This window comes from Pseudomonas sp. JV414 (assembly GCF_032424305.1).
In the GTDB taxonomy this organism is placed as follows: domain Bacteria; phylum Pseudomonadota; class Gammaproteobacteria; order Pseudomonadales; family Pseudomonadaceae; genus Aquipseudomonas; species Aquipseudomonas lini.
In genome coordinates, this window is sequence record NZ_VYKC01000003.1 from 221,599 (window position 1) to 240,523 (window position 18,925).

At 58.0% G+C, this 18,925-nt stretch carries 22 protein-coding genes; 9 read left to right on the forward strand and 13 right to left on the reverse strand.

What is annotated here, in order from left to right:
• Positions 1 to 58: 58 nt before the first annotated feature.
• Positions 59 to 421 carry a hypothetical protein gene (locus F6R97_RS05750; RefSeq protein WP_315866226.1) on the forward strand — a complete coding sequence of 121 codons (363 nt, stop codon included), beginning with the start codon at positions 59 to 61 and terminating at the stop codon, positions 419 to 421.
• Positions 422 to 638: 217 nt separating this feature from the next.
• On the opposite strand, the gene F6R97_RS05755 is transcribed toward F6R97_RS05750, so the two are convergent.
• Together F6R97_RS05755 and F6R97_RS05760 are read right to left on the reverse strand one after the other, a co-directional pair.
• On the reverse strand, positions 639 to 1,049 hold the full coding sequence (locus tag F6R97_RS05755; RefSeq protein ID WP_048397225.1) for an arsenate reductase ArsC: 411 nt from the start codon (positions 1,047 to 1,049) through the stop codon (positions 639 to 641).
• A gap of 60 nt (positions 1,050 to 1,109) precedes the next feature.
• Positions 1,110 to 2,048, reverse strand: a complete 939-nt coding sequence (locus F6R97_RS05760) for a phosphatase (protein WP_038982728.1) — start codon at positions 2,046 to 2,048, stop codon at positions 1,110 to 1,112.
• Between the two features lie 326 nt (positions 2,049 to 2,374).
• Between F6R97_RS05760 and F6R97_RS05765 the strand changes: the two genes are divergently transcribed.
• A complete protein-coding gene (locus tag F6R97_RS05765; RefSeq protein ID WP_038982729.1) occupies positions 2,375 to 2,680 on the forward strand; it encodes a hypothetical protein in 306 nt (101 codons plus the stop codon).
• Positions 2,681 to 2,833: 153 nt separating this feature from the next.
• Here F6R97_RS05765 and F6R97_RS05770 read toward each other — a convergent pair whose 3' ends face one another.
• Together F6R97_RS05770 and F6R97_RS05775 are read right to left on the reverse strand one after the other, a co-directional pair.
• Positions 2,834 to 3,169, reverse strand: coding sequence for a hypothetical protein (locus tag F6R97_RS05770; RefSeq protein ID WP_007904831.1), 336 nt, complete (start codon positions 3,167 to 3,169; stop codon positions 2,834 to 2,836).
• Between the two features lie 124 nt (positions 3,170 to 3,293).
• Positions 3,294 to 3,683 (reverse strand): c-type cytochrome, encoded by a 390-nt coding sequence (locus F6R97_RS05775; RefSeq protein WP_050683376.1) that lies wholly within the window; start codon positions 3,681 to 3,683, stop codon positions 3,294 to 3,296.
• Between the two features lie 133 nt (positions 3,684 to 3,816).
• On the opposite strand from F6R97_RS05775, the gene F6R97_RS05780 reads away from it, so the two are divergent.
• Complete coding sequence (locus tag F6R97_RS05780; protein WP_315866227.1) at positions 3,817 to 4,614, forward strand: alpha/beta hydrolase; 798 nt, start codon at positions 3,817 to 3,819, stop codon at positions 4,612 to 4,614.
• A gap of 15 nt (positions 4,615 to 4,629) precedes the next feature.
• Here F6R97_RS05780 and yfcF read toward each other — a convergent pair whose 3' ends face one another.
• Positions 4,630 to 5,262, reverse strand: a complete 633-nt coding sequence (yfcF, locus tag F6R97_RS05785) for a glutathione transferase (RefSeq protein ID WP_174160253.1) — start codon at positions 5,260 to 5,262, stop codon at positions 4,630 to 4,632.
• 242 nt (positions 5,263 to 5,504) lie between these two features.
• Between yfcF and F6R97_RS05790 the strand changes: the two genes are divergently transcribed.
• From F6R97_RS05790 to F6R97_RS05800, 3 genes are read left to right on the forward strand one after another with little or no spacing between them, the layout of a single operon-like run.
• Positions 5,505 to 6,077: a thioesterase family protein gene (locus tag F6R97_RS05790; RefSeq protein WP_048397233.1), complete on the forward strand. Its 573-nt coding sequence runs from the start codon at positions 5,505 to 5,507 to the stop codon at positions 6,075 to 6,077.
• 57 nt (positions 6,078 to 6,134) lie between these two features.
• Positions 6,135 to 6,638: an SLATT domain-containing protein gene (locus F6R97_RS05795; protein ID WP_048397235.1), complete on the forward strand. Its 504-nt coding sequence runs from the start codon at positions 6,135 to 6,137 to the stop codon at positions 6,636 to 6,638.
• A 48-nt stretch (positions 6,639 to 6,686) separates the two neighbouring features.
• Positions 6,687 to 7,172, forward strand: coding sequence for an adenosine-specific kinase (locus F6R97_RS05800; RefSeq protein ID WP_050683381.1), 486 nt, complete (start codon positions 6,687 to 6,689; stop codon positions 7,170 to 7,172).
• 174 nt (positions 7,173 to 7,346) lie between these two features.
• Here the strand turns inward: F6R97_RS05800 and F6R97_RS05805 are convergent, their stop codons facing one another.
• From F6R97_RS05805 to F6R97_RS05815, 3 genes are all read right to left on the reverse strand, one after another.
• Complete coding sequence (locus F6R97_RS05805; protein WP_038978332.1) at positions 7,347 to 8,168, reverse strand: MinD/ParA family protein; 822 nt, start codon at positions 8,166 to 8,168, stop codon at positions 7,347 to 7,349.
• A gap of 260 nt (positions 8,169 to 8,428) precedes the next feature.
• On the reverse strand, positions 8,429 to 8,815 hold the full coding sequence (locus F6R97_RS05810) for a cupin domain-containing protein (protein ID WP_048397237.1): 387 nt from the start codon (positions 8,813 to 8,815) through the stop codon (positions 8,429 to 8,431).
• Positions 8,816 to 8,905: 90 nt separating this feature from the next.
• Positions 8,906 to 9,718 carry an AraC family transcriptional regulator gene (locus tag F6R97_RS05815; RefSeq protein ID WP_038978334.1) on the reverse strand — a complete coding sequence of 271 codons (813 nt, stop codon included), beginning with the start codon at positions 9,716 to 9,718 and terminating at the stop codon, positions 8,906 to 8,908.
• A gap of 240 nt (positions 9,719 to 9,958) precedes the next feature.
• Here F6R97_RS05815 and F6R97_RS05820 point away from each other — a divergent pair, with 240 nt between their 5' ends.
• Positions 9,959 to 10,819: a CAP domain-containing protein gene (locus F6R97_RS05820; protein WP_038978335.1), complete on the forward strand. Its 861-nt coding sequence runs from the start codon at positions 9,959 to 9,961 to the stop codon at positions 10,817 to 10,819.
• Between the two features lie 309 nt (positions 10,820 to 11,128).
• On the opposite strand, the gene F6R97_RS05825 is transcribed toward F6R97_RS05820, so the two are convergent.
• The 3 genes from F6R97_RS05825 to F6R97_RS05835 are packed head-to-tail and all read right to left on the reverse strand — an operon-like array spanning position 11,129 to position 14,682.
• Complete coding sequence (locus tag F6R97_RS05825) at positions 11,129 to 12,361, reverse strand: nucleoside permease (protein ID WP_315866228.1); 1,233 nt, start codon at positions 12,359 to 12,361, stop codon at positions 11,129 to 11,131.
• Between the two features lie 54 nt (positions 12,362 to 12,415).
• On the reverse strand, positions 12,416 to 13,519 hold the full coding sequence (locus F6R97_RS05830) for a sugar phosphate isomerase/epimerase family protein (protein WP_315866229.1): 1,104 nt from the start codon (positions 13,517 to 13,519) through the stop codon (positions 12,416 to 12,418).
• A complete protein-coding gene (locus F6R97_RS05835) occupies positions 13,516 to 14,682 on the reverse strand; it encodes a Gfo/Idh/MocA family protein (RefSeq protein ID WP_409999786.1) in 1,167 nt (388 codons plus the stop codon). Before F6R97_RS05835 ends, F6R97_RS05830 begins: the two co-directional genes overlap by 4 nt.
• Positions 14,683 to 14,882: 200 nt before the next feature.
• Here F6R97_RS05835 and F6R97_RS05840 point away from each other — a divergent pair, with 200 nt between their 5' ends.
• Both F6R97_RS05840 and F6R97_RS05845 read left to right on the forward strand, forming a co-directional pair.
• Positions 14,883 to 15,884, forward strand: a complete 1,002-nt coding sequence (locus tag F6R97_RS05840) for a LacI family DNA-binding transcriptional regulator (protein WP_038982591.1) — start codon at positions 14,883 to 14,885, stop codon at positions 15,882 to 15,884.
• A 10-nt stretch (positions 15,885 to 15,894) separates the two neighbouring features.
• Positions 15,895 to 16,392: a heme-degrading domain-containing protein gene (locus F6R97_RS05845; protein WP_038982590.1), complete on the forward strand. Its 498-nt coding sequence runs from the start codon at positions 15,895 to 15,897 to the stop codon at positions 16,390 to 16,392.
• A 139-nt stretch (positions 16,393 to 16,531) separates the two neighbouring features.
• Here F6R97_RS05845 and F6R97_RS05850 read toward each other — a convergent pair whose 3' ends face one another.
• Both F6R97_RS05850 and F6R97_RS05855 read right to left on the reverse strand, forming a co-directional pair.
• Positions 16,532 to 17,185 (reverse strand): peroxiredoxin, encoded by a 654-nt coding sequence (locus tag F6R97_RS05850; RefSeq protein WP_315866230.1) that lies wholly within the window; start codon positions 17,183 to 17,185, stop codon positions 16,532 to 16,534.
• Between the two features lie 162 nt (positions 17,186 to 17,347).
• Positions 17,348 to 18,760: a cytosine permease gene (locus F6R97_RS05855; protein ID WP_315866231.1), complete on the reverse strand. Its 1,413-nt coding sequence runs from the start codon at positions 18,758 to 18,760 to the stop codon at positions 17,348 to 17,350.
• Between the last annotated feature and the right edge of the window lie 165 nt (positions 18,761 to 18,925).

Sequence of the window (18,925 nt, forward strand, 5' to 3'; positions counted from 1 at the left end):
AATCCCCGGCGTAACATCCGCTCCATACCCAACCAATAACACCCCGGAGCACACCATCATGAAACGCCAAATCCTCCTCAGCATCGCTTTCTCGGTTTTTGCAGTTAACGCTTTCGCCGCTTCCTCTGCTCACCCGGTCGTCGCTGAAGGCGGTTCGGATCGTCTGATTGAAAGCCGTTTGGCTGAAGGTGGTTCAGATCGCCTGATTGAAAACCGTGTTGCTGAAGGTGGTTCCGATCGCCTGATCGAGAATCGCGTCGCTGAAGGTGGTTCGGATCGTTTGATCGAGAACCGCGTCGCTGAAGGTGGTTCCGATCGCCTGATCGAGAATCGCGTCGCTGAAGGTGGTTCGGATCGTTTGATCGAGAACCGCGTCGCTGAAGGTGGTTCGGATCGTCTGATTCAGAATCGTGCTGCATGAATGAGTGGCTTTATCGCAACACTCAACCAAAAAACCCGGCCTCATCAGCCTGATGCCGGTAAGTTAAGAAATTTGAGCGACGAAAATCCTGTGGGAGCGTGGCTTGCCCGCGAAGAATGCACCGCGGTTTTTCAAGTACTACGCGTCATCGTTCTTCGCGGGCAAGCCACGCTCCCACAGGTTCTGCGTCTTGGTCAGCACTGATACTCGAGCATCACTACCGGGTCTTCACAGTGATGAACATTTTGATGCGATCGTGGATTTCCTGAATGGCATGACGGAAGGGATCATGCTTTTCACTGGTGACGGGGTCCTCGAAATTCCACACGATCACTTCGCCGGCGGTGGGTATCCGCGAAGCCTCTTCGGACGACTTGTCACACAGCGTGATCACATAATGGAACGGTTGCCCCTCAAACTCATCGATGGCTTTACTGCGTAACCCCGTGGTGTCGATGCCGACGTGATCGAGAGACTCCAGCGTGCGGGGGTCAACTTCACTGGCCACAAGACCCGCGCTCAAGGCTTCGAAGTGTTCGCAATCACTGTGCCTAAGTAGCGCCTCCGCCATCAGTGAGCGAACGTCATTTTTTGCGCAAACGAACAGAACCCGGAGTTTGTCAGCCATCACGTCCTCACATTCTTTCTGATCTAAATAACAATTCTTTTCTTACAGCACCGGCGTCATCTAGTGTTTGGACATCAAACCATGAAGAACACCCAACCTTAAGCCCGGCTCGGAAGGACTCATGTGCGAGATGCCGAGTACCTTGAACGCCGCCAGCATGAGCACCAGGCCACCGGGCAAAATATTCAGGCGATGGGGTGGCAAGCCCGCCAATTTGAGTTGTTTAACATGCCCCACTTCCAGCAGACGCAACGACAAGCGCAACAGACCGCCGTAGGTGATACCGCTTTGACCATCGTCATTCAAACCATTGGCCTTGAGCACTTTGGCCAGCATCCGTGCAGTACCTGAAGAGCCAATAGTCTGCTGCCAACCCAGTGCGCGATAACGACGGGTAACTTTTTCAAACTGCAGAGTGGCCACGCGCTCGGCCTCCAGGAGCGCCTTCGCCGATATACAGCCGCCCTGAAAGTAACGCGCACCAAAAGTACCGCTGCCAATCGCAATGCTCTCGGTCAAGAGGGGCTGATCGCCCTGCCCCAGAATCAATTCAGTAGAGCCGCCGCCGATATCCACGACCAGACGCATACTTTCTGTACTGGGCATCATCGTCTGGGCAACACCGGCGTACACCAGTTGCGCCTCTTCATGCCCAGAGATGACATCGATACGAAAGCCCAAGTGCCGCTCCGCGCTGGCCAGAAACAGTTGGGCATTATCGGCTTCGCGCACAGCACTGGTCGCCACTGCCCGCACGCGACCGGCCTCGAAGCCGCGCAGTTTTTTGCCAAATCGCGCGAGTGCTTGCCATCCCCGATCCAGCGCCAACTCGTCCAGCGCCCCTCCCTGAAACCCTTCCGCCAAACGGACAGGCTCTCGCAAGGTTTTCACTTCCTGGATCATGAACCCCTGATTGCGTCTGACTGACTGGCCGATCATCATGCGAAACGCGTTGGACCCCAAGTCAATGGCCGCAAACAGGGAGGCGTCTCCTTTCATAAGGGGGATTCCTGGCAAATTCATCAGCCCGCTGACGGAGTTCCGTCTGAGCGCTCAAGACGGTTTGCGAGGAGCTTGCCATTCGTTCGATGACACCGTGATGACACCCTCTAGCCTTTTCAAAAGAACAGGCACCCTGACGCTGTCAGACCTCGCCGCCGATTCATCAAGAATGACCGTCCGTAACTCTGCCCCGGCAGCCTCTCACCCTTCGCTATTCTTAACCACACACCGCCGCTGGCACGGCTGAATGCACGGCTTGCGGCATCATCGTCAGGAGTAAGGATCCGGGTAAGGAGCACGCCACCTCAACAGAGTATCGAATAATGAAAATGCTACTGATGGTCGAGTTTCCCCATGAACCTTTCAACGCGCATGTCAGGTCCGGGAAAATCGGCGAAATCATGAACCGCGTGCTGGAAACCATTAAGCCTGAGGCGACTTATTTCACTGAGCAGGATGGAATGCGAAGTGGGATTTTTCTGATCGATATAGAGGACCCTTCCGAAATTCCCGGCTATGCGGAACCCTTCTTTCTCAACTTTCAAGCCAACTGCAAATTCCGAGTGGTCATGAGTGCGCAGAACCTGCAAGACGCGGGTCTGGAGGAGCTCGGAAAAGCCTGGGGATGAGGTGCGATCAAGGAATGAAGAACCTGTGGCGAGGGAGCTTGCTCCCGCTTGAGTGCGTAGCACTCACAAAAATCGGCAATTGCTGTCGGATTTTTTTGGGGCTGCTACGCAGCCCAGCGCGAGCAAGCTCGCCACAATGGCAGAGCCTGTCGCTTACTGAACAGTTTTCAGCTTGACGACATCACCGGAGATTGTGGTGGTGTAACCGGTCAGGACCCAAGCCCAGAACCAATTTTCCTGAACCTGGGTGTTGATCATGGCGTCGCCGCCCTTGGCCTTGATTGCAGCGTTCTGAGCGCGGATGAAACGGTTGTTCTGCTGGATCGGGATGAGACCAAACAACAGGAGGCCAGTGGCGGTCGCTTCACTGTGGCCGACAACGGTGTACTGGTTGCTGTCGTATTGCTGAGTCTTCATCGGGGTGCCTGTGCAACCCGCCAGAACCAGACCGAACAGGGCTACGGCAACAACTTTGCTGAGATAATTCACTGAGTCACTCCATTAGAAATACCCGGGATCCGTCTCTCGGGCGGCGCATACTTTAACGGATGAAATGGCTCGTTGATATCACCTGTACAGCCTTTACGCGGCAAACATTTTGATGAGGCACAGATTATTGCGGCTGAAATGTCTGGAGGTAGGCCAACAGATTTTCGATCTTCTCCTGATCGCTCATGCCCCAGAAAATCATCCGGGTTCCGGGGACTACTTCTTTTGGCGCTTCGATGTATGCGGTAAGTGTTTCACGAGTCCAGATGAGGCCTGATGATTTCATCGCGGATGAGTACTGGTAGTCCGTCGTACTTCCCGCAGGGCGCCCGAAGATGGCATTGAGCTGTGGACCAAAAGAGCCCCGTGCCGAAGTCCCTACCTGATGACAGCCGCCGCAGATGCGGTTAAATAGTTTCTGACCGGCTTCAGCATCCCCCGCCGCTTCTGCTTGCATGCTGAATAACCCGGTATTGAGCATCAAGGCAAAGGTAAGGACGGCGGCGTTTTTCATGTGGTGCTCCAAATCAGGTGTTGCTGACAGCAAAAGCGGGCGGCTATTTCATCATGACTGGCTGCTACACCGAAGCCTTGAAGTTAATCTATAACTCTCTTCGTCCCTTTAACGTCGTTGCAGGAGAGCCAGAATGAAACCCGTCGAACCCTTTTATCGGGACGCTGGCGTGGGACCGGGCATTGTCTGCTTTCACGCCAATGCGAGTCACTCGGTGCAGTGGCGTGGATTGCAAGATCACCTGGCCGCAAAGTTTCGGGTTCTGGCGCTCGATTCATTTGGGGCCGGCAAGAGCCCGGCGTGGCCCACCGATCGGATCGTCACCCTCAGTGAAGAAGCGCGTTTCGCCGAGCCTGTGCTCGCCCGCGCCGGCGAACCGCTCATTCTGGTCGGTCACTCTTATGGCGGGGCAGTGGCATTGATCGCGGCGTTGCAGAACCCCGGCCGGGTGCGCGCCCTGGTTTTATATGAGCCAACATTATTTGCCCTGCTCGACGCTGAATCGCCTCCACCCAATGAGGCGGATGCCATCCGTGAAGTCGTCGCAAACGCCGGGCTCGCGCTTGAGGCGGGTAACCTGGACGCAGCGGCCCAGCACTTCATTGACTACTGGATGGGTGCCGGGGCCTGGGAGCAAACCCCGGAACAACGCAAGCCCTCCATTGCCGCCGCGGTGGCCAACGTCCAGGGCTGGGCCCACGCGCTGTTGAACGAGCCGACGCCCTTGCAGGCATTCCGCTCGCTCAACCTGCCGGTGCTTTTCATGGTCGGCAAGGACTCGCCGGCATCGTCACGGGCAGTGGCACGGCTGCTGACCGGCGCACTGCCGAACGTTGAAGTGGTGGAACTCGAGGGGCTCGGTCATATGGGGCCGGTGACGCATCCGGAGATCGTCAATCAGGTCATCGTGCAATTTATTGAGCGCAGTTGACCTGACTTCACACCGCTACAGCGCAGGACGCTGCAATTTGACCCACTCCTGCACCGTAGGCCGCTGCCATTGACGCTGCGCGTATTCCACCAGCGCGGATGGCACGGCGTCACCGTTGAGTATCAGCCGGTTGAGCATCAAGGCCAGGTCCACATCGGCGATCGACCATTGGCCGAACAGGTACTCGCGGCCGTCAGCCAGCAGCGCTTGTGCGGCAGCGATCAGCTTGCGCGCAGCCGACTCGGCAGCGGGCGACAAGGGCGCTGATTTGAGGCCATAAAACACCACCAGTGTGGATCGTTCCTGCCGAATGGGCAGCAGATCACTGCGCAGCCACGCCTGGACTTGTCGTGCCTTCGCGCGTTGCATCTGGTCTTGCGGGTAAACCGGCGTCTGAGGAAAAACATCTTCCAGGTATTCAGTGATCGCCGACGATTCAGACAAGGCAAAATCGCCATGCACGAGCGTCGGTACGCGCTGGGTCAGCGAGAGGCTGGCATAGTCTTCTGACTGGTTTTCGAACGCGTCGAGATCCAGCGGGCTCAGTTCGAACTCGATGCCCTTTTCGCGAAGGGCCACGAAAACCGACATGGCATAGGGGCTGGTGAATTGAGCATCAACGTACAGGCGCAGGCGGGAATCATTCACGGCGGTCATCTCCATATGGTGAGCAGACACGCTACGAGATCCAATGTCATAAGGAAAATGCATGATTTTTATGGGGGCATTCCTGAGCGGAATACCTGTTGGCGGGCAGTGCCTGAAATGGCTGACACCGCGCGTGAAATGATCCAATTGCGCTTTTCACATGAAAAAAGTCATTTGCGCACCTATCTCGCTCACATTCTCCGCCCTAAAGTGCACCGCTCTACTCAACCCTCGGCGTATTTATGAATCTCTGGTTTCGACTGTTCCTGATGCTGTTTCGTCGCCCTTGGCGCAAGCCGGTCGATGGGCTGGCCACTACCGTCATCCGCATGCGCGTCTGGCCGCTCGATCTTGACCTCAACCGGCACGTCACCAATGGCCGTTATTTCACTATGGCCGACGTGGGTCGCATGGATTTCGTCCTGCGCAGTGGTGCCTACCGCGTAGCCCTGCGCCACAAGGCGGTGCCGATTGTTGGGGATACCTGGGGCAAGTTTCGGCGGGAGCTGAAGCTGTTCGAATCGTTTGAGATTCATACCCGCATACTCGGCTGGGACGATAAGTGGAGCTTTATGGAACACCGCTTCGTGAGCAAAGGACGGGTAGTTGGCGTCGTCATCATGCGGGGTCTGTTCCGCGCGGCCAAGGGCACGGTCTCACCTGCCGAGTTTGTCCGGGAGCTGGGATTGGCTGAACAGTCACCCCAGATGTCGCCGTGGCTGACAACCTGGTCGCAGAGCTGCGACGACATGAGCCGCCAGCTCCGAGAGGAAGAAGGCCTGGCGCCTCAGCGTCATACTGTCTGCGAACCCTAACAGGCGGCCAAATAGAAGCTAATATTCCTCTGAATCCCCCTGCCAAGGACTGCAACCATGAGCCGGCTAGAGCTACTGACCAAATGGAATCGCATGATCGTTCGGTTGCAGATTGAACACGAAATCAGTGCCCGGGATTTCGAGAAGTTCAGCTGGAAACTGGGTATCCCCTGCGTGGTGCTGTCGGCGATCGTCAGCGCCAGTGTCTTTGGCTCAATCAGTGACTCCTCGCCCGTATGGCTCCAATACCTAGCCGGCGTCCTGTCACTCCTGACCCTGGTGTTGAGTTCGGTCCAGACCTTCCTGAACTTTGACACCCGGGCTGCCGGGCACAAAGACACCGCCGAGAAACTCGGGGCGATATCTCGTGAGATTCAGGACGAAATCGCCAGCGGCAAGGACGAGGCTATCCTGGGCCCAATCGTTTTTGACATCCGCAAGCGCATTGATTCGATTCTTCTTGATGCACCGACCTTGCCCAAGTCGACTATAAGAAAACTGGGTGAAGTTCGCGTCTACACAGAGACACCGCCCGCTGAGCAAGACACCGTCCCGGCTTGATTAGAGGCCAGACTCTGGTTCGCAGCATCGTGAAAGGAGGCGTTTGAAATGCAACTCATCACGTTGAAAATCGACAAGCCGCAAGAGACGAACTTCATTTTGGGACAGACGCACTTCATCAAGTCCGTCGAGGACATCCACGAAGCCTTGGTCAACGCCGTGCCAGGCATCCAGTTTGGCCTGGCCTTTTGTGAAGCCTCCGGCAAATGCCTGGTGCGATGGTCTGGCACCGATACCGCCATGATCGAACTTGCACAGAAAAATGCGCAAGCCATTGCCGCGGGCCATAGCTTCATCATTTTCCTCGGCGACGGTTTCTATCCGCTGAACGTGTTGAACGCCGTCAAAATGGTTCCAGAGGTGTGCCGTGTTTTTTGTGCAACGGCCAATCCGACTGAAGTGATTGTTGCTGAGACGGAACAGGGGCGCGGGATTTTGGGCGTGGTGGATGGCTTTTGTGCCAAAGACATTGAAGGCGATGAAGACATTCTGTGGCGCAAGAATTTGCTGCGGCAGATCGGCTACAAGTTGTGATTTGAACTTGTACAGACGAAAAGCCCGCACAAGGCGTAATGCCAGTCAGTTAAGGGCAAATCGGACATGTAGGAGCCAGGCTTGCCGGCGAAGGCGTCTTTAAGAGCGCCTTCGCCGGCAAGCCTGGCTCCTACGAAAAGCGGTTTACTCGCGGGTTTTAAACATCGAGCAGGCTCACCTGCCCGAATTCTGCACAAGTTGCTCAACGAAGAACTCCACATGCCCTCGCGGATGAGTCGGCAAAGGCCAGGTATCGACGTTGTGAGCAAGGGCCTGGAAGGCTTGAGCGCATTTGGAGCGGGGAAAGGCTTCAACCACTGCACGCCCCTTCTGCGCGGCCTTGTGCGCACATTCGTCGTTCGGCACCGCGCCGACGTACTGCAGCGAGACATCAAGGAACATATCGGTAATTTTTTCCAGCTTGGCAAACAGATTGCGACCTTCCGCCGGGCTGTTCGTCATGTTGGCCAGCACGCGAAAACGGTGCATACCGTAGTTCAGATTGAGTAGTTTGATCAGCCCGTAGGCGCCGCTGATCGAGGTGGGTTCATCGCACACAACCACCATCACTTCCTGTGCCGCGCGGATGAAATTGACCACTGAGCCACCGATACCGGCGGCCGTATCGATCACCAGCACATCCAGCTTATCGCCAATATCGCTAAAGGACTGGATCAGCGCACGGTATTGCGCCGGCTCCAGATGAATCATGCTCTGCAATCCCGAAGAGGCCGGGGCCACACGAATGCCTCCAGGCCCAGGCAACAGCACCTCGGACAGCTCGCAACGCCCTTCGATGACATCGGCCAGTGTGTAGCGCGGCGTCAGCCCCAACAGAATATCGATATTCGCCAGGCCCAGATCGGCGTCCAGCAATACGACGCGCCGCCCCATTTTCGCCAGCGCCAACGAAAGGTTAACCGCCACCGTTGTCTTGCCCACGCCACCTTTACCGCCCGTTACAGCGATAACTTGCACGCAATGCACATCATCCATTTTGTCATCCCTTCCTTGCGCATCGTGTGCCAGTACGTCATGGCCACCGTCCAGATGCCGCAAGAATAGCTGAAAAGCGCGAAATAGCCGCGTTGTCTTCCGACGAGAGGCACTTCGCCACCCGTCATCGAGCCTTTTCAACGAAAACGCCGCTAATTCGTTGATTCAGAGAATGACACTGCGTTCCTGAATGCTTGCTGGCAGATGTACCGATAGAGTCTCAAAGCCCTCATACAAAAATGGAGAAAAAACTGAAGCGTTTAAATCCAGACATCATTGATTGCGGTTCTTTCTCCCTCCTGATCGCCGGTATTCAGCACGCCACGCGGCTCGATCAGTAGCATCCTCACCTCTCGCTCAGCATAAGGCTTGTGTTCGACGCCCTTGGGGACGACGTACATTTCCCCCTGCCTGACCACGACGGCCCCCTCTCGAAAATCGATGCGAAGCACGCCTTCGAGGACAATGAAGGTTTCATCGGTGTCGGCATGGGAATGCCAGACAAAGTCGCCTTCGATTTTCACCACCTTGAACTGGTAGTCGTTCATTTCGGCAATGACCTTGGGCGCCCATTGCTCGCTGAACAAAGCCAGTTTTTCGGCAAAGTTAATCGCGGTGCAGGTTGTCACGCCGGGTTGGGAATGCATTTGAGTCGCCCTCACTAGCCAAGTTATCGAGGGCTGACTTTAGGAGAGGATCAGCACTGCGTATTGCATGATTGTGCAAGTCGAGCGCCCTTAAACAAGGCCCAGCCTTTTCATCCATCGACCGGGTGAGACGCCGTAGGTCTGGGTGAATTGACGCGTCATGTGGCTTTGATCGAAAAAGCCTGCGGAGACGGCCGCCTCCGCCATCGAGTGGCCCCCGAACATCAGTGCTCTTGCCAGATCGAGGCGTCGTTGAGTCATGTATCGATAGGGGCTCGTACCGTACAGCGCACGAAAATCACGGCTCAGGCTCCAGCGGTCTCGACCACTGGCCTGCGCTAACTCCTCCAGGGTAATGACTCGATCCAGCGACTCATGAATCAACGCGCGCGCGCGTTCGGCCGCTACAAAGTCAAACGACTTGCGCCGCCCGCGTTGCCCCGAGTTCACATCCAGCGCTTGCGCGAGATCGTAAATGGCATCGTCTTCTTCCAGAGGCTCGATGCAAGCGTCGAGGCTCTGCAGCAGCACTTGGGTCGCGGCATAAAGCCGTGGGTCGCTCGATATACCACCCTCGATGAAGGGCAAGGGTTTGCCGCCTAATACTTGCTGAATCAAAGCGGGTTCGATGTAGATCATCCGATAATGAAAACCCGCTTCGGTGCCGGCTTCACCGTCATGCACTTCGTCCGGATGCAAAACGACGGTTTTCCCGGGCAGGCTGTGACGCTTGGTGTTGCGGTACTGGAAGCTTTGAACACCCGACAGCGTTCGTCCGATGGCGTACGTATCGTGGCGATGCGGCGTAAACCCATGGCCGCCAAAAAAGGCTTCGATACGCTCCATCTTCAACGGCTGAGCCGAGCGCTTTACCCAGTCGTTGTCACCCCTGGTTTTCGTCATGTCCCTGTACTCCTGAAGGATGCCAGTACGGTACCAGCCCGAGAGCCTGATGTCCTTGGGTGAATGGCCGGATCAGCCCCCACGGCGGCGGCGCTAAATTTGTCTCCTCCCCTCGTGAACCAGTCTTCAGACCCGCAGTCTTAGCCGTGCCGTAAAAGAAGCTCATCCAACGAAGCGCTCCTACGGTCATTGCTCGTTTCTGTCCCCCTATCGTCGTCATCTCATCAGAGCTGTCCGTTCATGCGCCCAACCGTCCGCCGCTGTCGCTTTATCTCTCTGTGCCTGATGCCTTTGCTCCCGCTATTCGCCAGCCCCGCCCATGCCAGTGGGGAGCGGCAACTGGTGGAAGTCATCAACGACTACCGCGCCGATCCCGATCGCTGTGCCGGGCGTTCGGTCAAGCCGTTGCGGCCGCTGTCGCTGAAATCGAACCTGGCGCTGCCGGTCGGCTATGGCGGCGGTTTGCGGAGCGCCTTGAAAGCTAAGGGCTATCAAGCGGTGACGGTGCGCACCATTCGCGTGGTCGGCGCGCAAGATGCCGATGAGGCGTTTGACATGCTTGAGAGCGACTACTGCGGGGCGCTGCTCGATACCCAGTATGCCGATATCGGCGTCACTCGCTCCCGTAGCGAATGGCAGGTGGTGCTGGCACAACCGGTGCTCGACGGACGTGTCGGCGATTCGCGAGAAGCGGGCAAGGCGTTGCTGGCACAGGTCAATGCGGCACGGGCCAGGCCGCGCCTGTGCGGGCGCAAACGCTTTGCCGCCGCACGGCCGTTGACCTGGAATGCCGCCCTCGGGGCCGCCGCGCAAGGGCACAGCAAGGCGATGGCCTACGGCAATTACTTCGCCCACCGCGATCCCGACGGTGATATGCCATTGGATCGAGCCAAAGCCGCCGGTTATCGAGGCCGGCAGATTGGCGAGAACATCGCCGCCGGGCAAAGCTCACCGAGCAAGGCAATGGCCGGCTGGCTGGCCAGCCCTGGGCATTGCGCCAACCTGATGAACCCGATGTTTACCCAAGTGGGCGCGGCCTATGCCGCCGATTCGCGCAGTGACGAGGGTGTTTATTGGACGATGCTGTTCGGCGCGCCTTGAGTGAAGCGCGTTCCATAACCCCTGAAATGCCAGTCGGTTAATCGCAAACCCTGTGGGAGCGGGCTTGCTCGCGAAAGCGGCGGCACAATCAACATTGATGTCGCCTGACACACCGCCATCGCGGGCAAGCCCGCTCCCACAAGGGGATTGGCGAATACACAAATTTTGCAAACAACACCGGCCACTGTGGGAGCGGGCTTGCCCGCGATGGCGGCGGCACAGTCAACATTGGCGTCGCCTGACATACGCTTTCGCGAGCAAGCCCGCTCCCACAGGGTCCGACGGTGTTTTTCAGACTCGGGGCATTATTCAAATACTCGACGGCGCTGCCACGCGTTGCCGTCCTTTGAAGGCCAGCGAAAAACAGAAAAATATCGCCAACGCGAACCCTGCCGGGAACAGCCAGATGCTTTTCCAGTCATGGCTCTCAGCCGACGCATAGTGATCGGTCACCGCCCCGGCCACCCAAAAGCCAATCAGCATGCCCAAGCCGTACGTCGCGAGCGTGATCAACCCTTGCGCGGAGCTTCTGAAACGCTCCGACGCTTTGGCATCGGTGTAGATCTGCCCCGAAACAAAGAAGAAGTCGTAGCAGATTCCATGCAAGGCAATGCCGGTGAACAACATGAAGGCCAGGTCGCCGTTGTTGCCGTAGGCGAACAGCAGATAGCGCAACGCCCACGCCAGCATCCCCACCAACAGCGCGATCTTGATGCCGAAACGCTGAATGAACAGCGGCAGGAGCAACATGAACAGCACTTCCGAGACTTGCCCGATCGCCATCTTGGCGGTTGGATTGGTCACGCCGATTTCCGCCAGAAACGGGTTGGCATTCTGGTAATAAAACGCCAGTGGAATGCAGATCAAAATAGAGGCGATGAAGAACACCAGGTAACTGCGGTCCTTCAACAAACCCAAGGCGTCCAGCCCCAGCATTTGCTTTAAGCCGACACTGCCCGGCTCAGGTTTGAGCGGCGCGGTGCGCGGCAGGCTGAAGCTGTAGAGCCCGAGCACGAGGGAGGCGATGGCCGACATCAGAAACGTATTGCGCAAGCCACCGGATGAGATCGCTTGTTGCGAATCCCAGGCAAACACAAAGCTGATCACCACGCCCGCCACGATCCAGCCAATGGTGCCCCACACTCTGATCCGCGAGAACTCCAGGGCCGGGTCGCGCATCTGCCGGAACGCCACCGAATTCACCAATGCCAGCGTCGGCATGTAGATCATCATGTAGGCCAGCACAAACGGGTAAAACGCACTGAAGTCAGGCGCTCGATAGAGTTGCAACAGCAGCACCGCGCCGATCAGATGCAACACCGCAAGAATGCGCTCGGCATTGAAGTAGCGGTCGGCAATCAACCCGATCACAAAGGGCGCGATGATCGCGCCCCAGGACTGCGTCGAGAACGCCATGCCGATCTGCCCGCCGCTGGCCCCCAGGTTACTGGAGAGAAAGGTGCCGAGGGTCACGAACCATCCGCCCCAGATGAAGAACTGCAAGAACATCATTACGCTTAATCGCGCAGTCATCGTGGTCATATCAGTCACCGTCTTATTGTTTTTTTGCGGAGAGAGGAACGAACAAGGTTGTATTCAGGCGTCGGGCAAACCCAGCAGTCGACGATTGAAACCTTCGTCGGACGCCACGCTGGCGAAATCGTCAAACGCCTTTCGGGTTTTGCTGATCATGTGCTGCCGGATGAAGGCCGCTCCTTCTGCGGCGCCCTGCTCCGAATCCTTCAGGCAACACTCCCATTCCAGAACCGCCCAGCCGGCAAAGTCGTACTGAGTCAATTTGCTGAAAATCGATTTGAAATCGATCTGCCCATCGCCCAGAGAACGGAAGCGGCCAGGCCGCTCGACCCAACCTTGATAACCGCCATAGACACCCGAACGGGCGTCGGGCCGGAACTCGGCGTCCTTGACGTGGAACATGCGGATGCGCTCGTGGTAGCGATCGATGAAGCCCAGATAGTCCATTTGCTGAAGCAGCAGATGACTCGGGTCGTAGAGGATCGCAGCGCGCGGATGGTGATCGACGGCCTCAAGGAAACGCTCGAACGAGGCGCCGTCGTGCAGGTCTTCGCCGGGATGGATCTCGTAGCAGAGGTCGACGCCGGCTTGCTCGAAACTGTCAAGGATAGGCAACCAGCGCTTGGCCAGTTCGGCAAAACCCTGCTCGACCAGACCGCTCGGGCGTTGCGGCCACGGGTAGACGTAAGGCCAGAGCAGCGCACCGGAAAACGTCGCGTGCGCCTTCAGCCCCAAGCGTTGGCTGGCGCGCGCGGCGAGCTTTAACTGATCGATGGCCCATTCGGTTCGTGCCTGAGGCTGGCCGCGCAAATGCGCGGGGGCGAAGTCATCGAACAACGTATCGAACGCCGGATGCACCGCCACCAGTTGGCCCTGCAGATGCGTCGACAGCTCGCTGATTTCGACTCCTGCCTGGGCGCAGACGGCTTTCAATTCATCACAGTAATCCTGGCTGTCGGCGGCGCGCGCCAGGTCGATGTATTGCGTGCCCAGAGTCGGCAACTGAATGGCTTTGTAACCCTGCGCTGCGGCCCAGCGGGCAATGTTGGCGAGCGTGTCGAAGGGCGCTTCGGCGGACATGAACTGCGCGAGGAAAATACCCGGGCCGCGCAGGCCTGTCGGTGCTGGGGAGGTGTGGTTCACGGGAGGGTTCTCCGGATTCATGGATTGCAGACCAGATCGGTCCACTTCGCGTCGCCGCGATGATTGGCGATCACTGCCTCGATGAAGGCCATGCCACGCAACCCGACGTCGATGCCCGGCACGCCGGGGGCATCGTTGCCTTCGACGTTGCTGCGGATCGCGGTGGCGAAATCACCATAGAGATTGGCCATGGCCTCGAGATAGCCTTCGGGATGCCCGGCAGGCAAACGCATGCGCTGGCTGGCGGCCTCGCACAACCAGGGCTGACCGACACCGGAGCGAAGGATGCTCAACGGTTGATCGAGGGAGCGATGGATCAGGCTCGCAGGCTCTTCCTGACGCCACTCCAACCCGCCCTTGTCGCCATAGACGCGGATCTTCAACGGGTTCTCTTCGCCAGCGCAGACCTGGCTGGCGATCAACACCCCGCTGGCCCCGGCGGCCATCTTGAACAGCATCGCCGCGTCATCGTCCAGTTGCCGCCCGGCAATGTGCGAACCCAAGGTTGCGCACACCTGTTCGATGGGTTGGTCAGCAACGAATTCGGCCAGTGAAAAGGCATGGGTGCCGATGTCGCCAATGCAGCCGCCCAGCCCGGACTGCTCAGGCTGATCGCGCCAACTCGCCTGCTTGTTGCCCTGCTTGGCCACATCCCGGCTCAGCCAGCCCTGCGGGTACTCGACGATGACCTTGCGCACAGCGCCGATCACGCCAGTACGCACCATCTTGCGCGCCTGCCAGACCATCGGATAACCCAGATACGTGTGGGCCAGTCCATAGAGGCGGTCGCTGCTTTTCACCACTGCCTTGAGGGCCAGCAGCTCGGACAGATTCAGTGCCGCGGGCTTTTCGCTGAACACATGAAAACCCGCGCTCAGTGCTTGGCTGGCGATTGGCGCGTGCAAGTGATTGGGCGTGACGATGACCAACAGCTCCATGCGCTGGTCGGCAGGCAGTGCGCGCTCGCTGTCCAGCATCTGCTGCCAGTCGCTGTAGCAGCGTGAAGCGGACAATCCCAGCGTGGCACCGGTGTCCTGATTGTTGCGGGCGTCTCGGCTGAATGCACCGCACACCAGTTCAAAACGACCATCGAGGCCGGCGGCCTGGCGGTGGGCTTTGCCGATGAAAGCGCCCTCGCCGCCCCCGACAAACCCCATTCTTATTTTTGCCGTTGCAACGTTCATCGCGAATTTTCTCTTGTTCGGGGCGGATTAGCGCTCAGGTTTGACTATGATGTAACCGGTTACATCATGCCGGAAATTTAAGCTCAGTTACTTCGGGTGTCAAACCCGGGATTAAAAATGAAGGTCATTTCAGCGCACGGCCGGACTGCGGTAAGCTCGCCGGCCATGTTTACATCTGCCGGTTCGATAACGAGGTCGTCTTGTCCAATATCCGTGAAGTAGCCCGGCTGGCCGGCGTCTCGGTGGCTACCGTGTCCAGAACGCTGAAGTCGCCCGAGCGCGTACTCCCCGAAACCCGGGACAAGGTCAACGCAGCCGTGGAACAGGCCGGCTATCGGCCGAACCTCATGGCTGTGCAGTTTCGTTCGCGCAGAACCGGCAACCTGGTGATTCTGGTCCCGGCCATCGCCAACACGTTTTTCGCGCGGGTGATCAGCGGCGCTCAACAGGCGGCACAGGCGGCCGGATATCGACTGCTGCTGTGCGACACCCAGGGCCGCGAGGAAATCGAACGGGAATTTGCCGCGCTGGTGTACGCCCACCAGGCCGACGGCGTGATTCAGTTGCGCGCCTACGACCCGTTTGAATCGCCCTTCCCCCACGGCGAATCACTGCCCTTGGTTAACGCCTGCGAGGTGATTCAAGGCGGGCGGCATCCGACGATCAGCCTCGACAACCGGGCAGCGGCCAAGGCCATGACCGAGCATCTGATCGATCTGGGCCATCGCCGGATCGGCCTGATCAAAGGCCCGAAAAGCAGCCCGCTCACACGCGACCGCGTGGCCGGTTATCAAGATGCATTGCACCAGGCCGGTATCGAGTCGGATGCGCAATTGATCTGCCACGGGGACTTCACGTTGCAGGCCGGTTTTGATGGCGCGGGAATGCTTCTGGATTTGGCCGACCGTCCGACCGCGTTCTTTTGTGAAAACGATGAAATGGCGATCGGTGCATTGAAGCGCATCAAACAACAGGGTTTGCGGGTACCCGACGATATTTCGTTGGTCGGTTTCGATGACATTCCGTTCGCGGCCTACTGTGATCCGGCGTTGACGACCATTGCGCAACCCGCCGAAATCTTCGGCCAAAAAGCCGTTGAAATGCTGATCGCCCTCATCGAAAAAAAGCCCATCCCCGAGCGCCATGTGGTGCTGCCGTTCACATTAACCGTGCGTAACAGTACGACCGCCCGAAAGGGATGAGGGAGCAATCATGGACATTAAATCCAACCTGCAACGCATCGCACTCCAGGAAGAAACCCTGAAGTTTGAGCGCTTCGACAAAGCGACAGCCTGGGACTTGGGCACCCGTTTGAAAACCGCCTGCGAGGAGCAAGGCGTGTCCACCACGATTGAGGTCAGGCTGGCGCGGGACACCGTGTTTTTCTACTCGATGCCAGGCACCTCCGCCAGCAATGCCGACTGGGCACGACGCAAGCGAAATGTCGTGGAACTGATGGAACTCAGCTCATACCGCGTAGGCCTGTCCTTTAAGCTTCAGGGCGATTCACTCGAAGGTTTGATGGGGTTGCCGCTGCGTGATTACGCCGATCATGGCGGCAGCTTCCCGGTGTCGGTCAAGGGCGTGGGGTGCATTGGCGCCGTCACCGTTTCAGGGCTGCCCCAGCGTGAGGATCATGCGTTGGTGGTTCAGGTGTTGGCACAGATGTGCGGGGCTGACCTGAGCGAACTTGCGCTTGAGGGCGAGTAACACCTGTGGGAGCGGGCTTGCTCGCGAAAGCGGTGTGTCAGGCGACATCGATGTTGACTATGCCGCCGCTTTCGCGAGCAAGCCCGCTCCCACATGGATTTCGCTTAATTGACTGGCATTGGGGTCTCCCAACAGATCGTTACTTCGGTTGCGCCACCGTGCGCAAATAAGGTTTCACAGTTTTGAAGCCATCCGGATATTTCTTCCTGGCGTCTTCATCGGAGACCGAGGTGGGAATGATCACGTCCTCGCCCGGACGCCAGTTCACTGGGGTAGCAACAGTGTGCTTGGCGTTCAGTTGTAGAGAATCGAGCAGACGCAGCACTTCATCGAAGTTGCGCCCGGCACTCATCGGGTAGATCAGCATCGCCTTGACCTTTTTGTCCGGGCCGATGATGAACACTGAACGCACCGTAGCGTTGTCCACGGCAGTCCGTGCGCCGCCACTGGCATTCGGATGAATCATGTCGTAGAGCTTCGCCACCACCAGGTTCTCGTCCCCGATCATCGGATAGCTGACCGCATGCCCTTGGGTCTCTTCGATGTCTTTGGCCCAGGTCTGGTGATTACTGACAGGGTCGACGCTGAGCCCGACGATCTTGGTGTTGCGTTTATCGAACTCCGGCTTGAGCCCTGCCATGTAGCCAAGCTCAGTAGTGCACACCGGGGTGAAGTCCTTGGGATGCGAAAACAGGATCGCCCACTTGTCGCCGATCCACTCGTGGAAATGCAGCGGGCCTTCGGTGCTTTCGACGGTAAAGTCCGGTGCTTCGTCGCCAATACGGATTGCCATGTTCGTTCTCCTTACTGTTGAGTCGTAGGGAAGCCGCTGACTGCTGTTCCAACGGCCTTCAGAATCTGCGTTGAACCTGTCAACGCGGATCAGTATAGGAGACGCTTGAACACAAGGTAGTTATCGCCGCGCCCACTCTGCCGCCCTTGATCGACGGGGCCTTCAAGCCTTCGAGTTACCTTCGACCGACACCGCAAGCCCGGTTGTCCTGGCCACCCAGTAGTAAAGAATGCCCGGCACCACCAGCCCGACGATCCAGGAAATATCGACACCGCCAAGCTGCGTAACCATCGGTCCGGAATAGAAGTGAGTGTCGACAAAAGGCAGCTGAACCAGCACACCGAGGACATACACGCTGATCCCCAACCCATTCCAGCGGCCATAACGCCCCGCCGGGTCGGACAACGCGGGAATGTCATAACGCTCTTTGTTGATGAAGTAATAATCCACCAGGTTGATCGCGCTCCACGGCGTGAAGAAGGTCAACAAAAACAGAATGAAGTATTTGAACGTGGTGAGAAACGAGTGCTGCCCCAGCAATGCCAGCGCGGTGGACACGCCGACAATCGCCAGCACAAACAGCATGCGTTTGCCGGCGGATATCTCGAAGCCACGACGGAAGCCGCTGATAATGGTGGCCACGCACATGAAGCTGCCATAGGCATTGAGAGTCGATACGGTGACCTTGCCGAATACCACGCTCAAATACAGCAGAGAAGCGATCACGCCGCTACTGCCCAACCCAACGATGGTGGCGACTTCATGCCCACGAAAACCCGTGCCCGCCAACGCCGCGGCGAACACCCCCAGCACCATGGACGCCTGAGCGCCTAGCACCGTCCCCAGGCCTACGGCGGTGAACGTCTTCCAGGATGAGGTCTTGCTTGGCAGATAACGCGAGTAGTCAGCCACATAAGGGCCAAACGCGATCTGCCACGACGCGGAAAGGGACACCGCCAGCAGGAAAGTGCTCCAGCCGAAATGGCGATTTTCCAGCAACAGACCGATGTCGTTGAGCGTCATCAATCGGGTAAACAGATACACGAAAGCAATGATGCCCAGCACGCTGGCCACCCGTCCGACCAAGTGGATGACCCGATAACCGAAGATCGTCAGAAACGCGATGCACGAAGCGAAAATCAGGATGCCGGCGCTGTCGCTGACATCGATCAGCTGGGCAATGGCTTGCCCCGACAATACCGCGCCGGTGGCGCTGAAACCGAGGTACATCAGGCACACCAGCACAATCGGGATCGCCGCCCCATAGACGCCGAACTGCACGCGACTGGAGATCATCTGCGGCAGCCCAAGCTTCGGTCCTTGTGCCGCATGCAGGGCAACTACCGCACCGCCAAGCAACTGGCCGATCAGCAAACCAATCAGTGACCAGAACACATCGCCACCCAGCACCACGGCCAGGGCGCCGGTGACGATCGCGGTGATCTGCAGGTTGGCGCCGAGCCACAGGGTGAACTGGCTGTAGAGGCTGCCATGACGCTCGGCCTCGGGAATGTAATCGATCGAACGTGTCTCGATCAGGGGACTTCGCTGCTGACTATCGCTGACCTGGGTCATTACGGTGTTCTCTTCTGAGGGGCAGACGGGCTAGGGGTCTCAAGTCGAATACTGTTTTGTGGCGAGCGAGCTTGCTCGCGTTGGGCTGCGAAGCGGCCCCAAAATCGACGGCTGCTGCGCAACCGAACGGGGGCAAGCCCCCTCGCCACAGCTGATCGCTCGACC

Coding starts and splice junctions, on each gene's coding strand:
- F6R97_RS05750 (WP_315866226.1), top strand. CDS start 59: ATGAAACGCCAAATCCTCCTCAGCATCGCTTTCTCGGTTTTTGCAGTT.
- F6R97_RS05755 (WP_048397225.1), bottom strand. CDS start 1,049: ATGGCTGACAAACTCCGGGTTCTGTTCGTTTGCGCAAAAAATGACGTT.
- F6R97_RS05760 (WP_038982728.1), bottom strand. CDS start 2,048: ATGAAAGGAGACGCCTCCCTGTTTGCGGCCATTGACTTGGGGTCCAAC.
- F6R97_RS05765 (WP_038982729.1), top strand. CDS start 2,375: ATGAAAATGCTACTGATGGTCGAGTTTCCCCATGAACCTTTCAACGCG.
- F6R97_RS05775 (WP_050683376.1), bottom strand. CDS start 3,683: ATGAAAAACGCCGCCGTCCTTACCTTTGCCTTGATGCTCAATACCGGG.
- F6R97_RS05780 (WP_315866227.1), top strand. CDS start 3,817: ATGAAACCCGTCGAACCCTTTTATCGGGACGCTGGCGTGGGACCGGGC.
- F6R97_RS05790 (WP_048397233.1), top strand. CDS start 5,505: ATGAATCTCTGGTTTCGACTGTTCCTGATGCTGTTTCGTCGCCCTTGG.
- F6R97_RS05795 (WP_048397235.1), top strand. CDS start 6,135: ATGAGCCGGCTAGAGCTACTGACCAAATGGAATCGCATGATCGTTCGG.
- F6R97_RS05800 (WP_050683381.1), top strand. CDS start 6,687: ATGCAACTCATCACGTTGAAAATCGACAAGCCGCAAGAGACGAACTTC.
- F6R97_RS05805 (WP_038978332.1), bottom strand. CDS start 8,168: ATGGATGATGTGCATTGCGTGCAAGTTATCGCTGTAACGGGCGGTAAA.
- F6R97_RS05810 (WP_048397237.1), bottom strand. CDS start 8,815: ATGCATTCCCAACCCGGCGTGACAACCTGCACCGCGATTAACTTTGCC.
- F6R97_RS05815 (WP_038978334.1), bottom strand. CDS start 9,718: ATGACGAAAACCAGGGGTGACAACGACTGGGTAAAGCGCTCGGCTCAG.
- F6R97_RS05820 (WP_038978335.1), top strand. CDS start 9,959: ATGCGCCCAACCGTCCGCCGCTGTCGCTTTATCTCTCTGTGCCTGATG.
- F6R97_RS05825 (WP_315866228.1), bottom strand. CDS start 12,361: ATGACCACGATGACTGCGCGATTAAGCGTAATGATGTTCTTGCAGTTC.
- F6R97_RS05830 (WP_315866229.1), bottom strand. CDS start 13,519: ATGAATCCGGAGAACCCTCCCGTGAACCACACCTCCCCAGCACCGACA.
- F6R97_RS05835 (WP_409999786.1), bottom strand. CDS start 14,682: ATGAACGTTGCAACGGCAAAAATAAGAATGGGGTTTGTCGGGGGCGGC.
- F6R97_RS05845 (WP_038982590.1), top strand. CDS start 15,895: ATGGACATTAAATCCAACCTGCAACGCATCGCACTCCAGGAAGAAACC.
- F6R97_RS05850 (WP_315866230.1), bottom strand. CDS start 17,185: ATGGCAATCCGTATTGGCGACGAAGCACCGGACTTTACCGTCGAAAGC.
- F6R97_RS05855 (WP_315866231.1), bottom strand. CDS start 18,760: ATGACCCAGGTCAGCGATAGTCAGCAGCGAAGTCCCCTGATCGAGACA.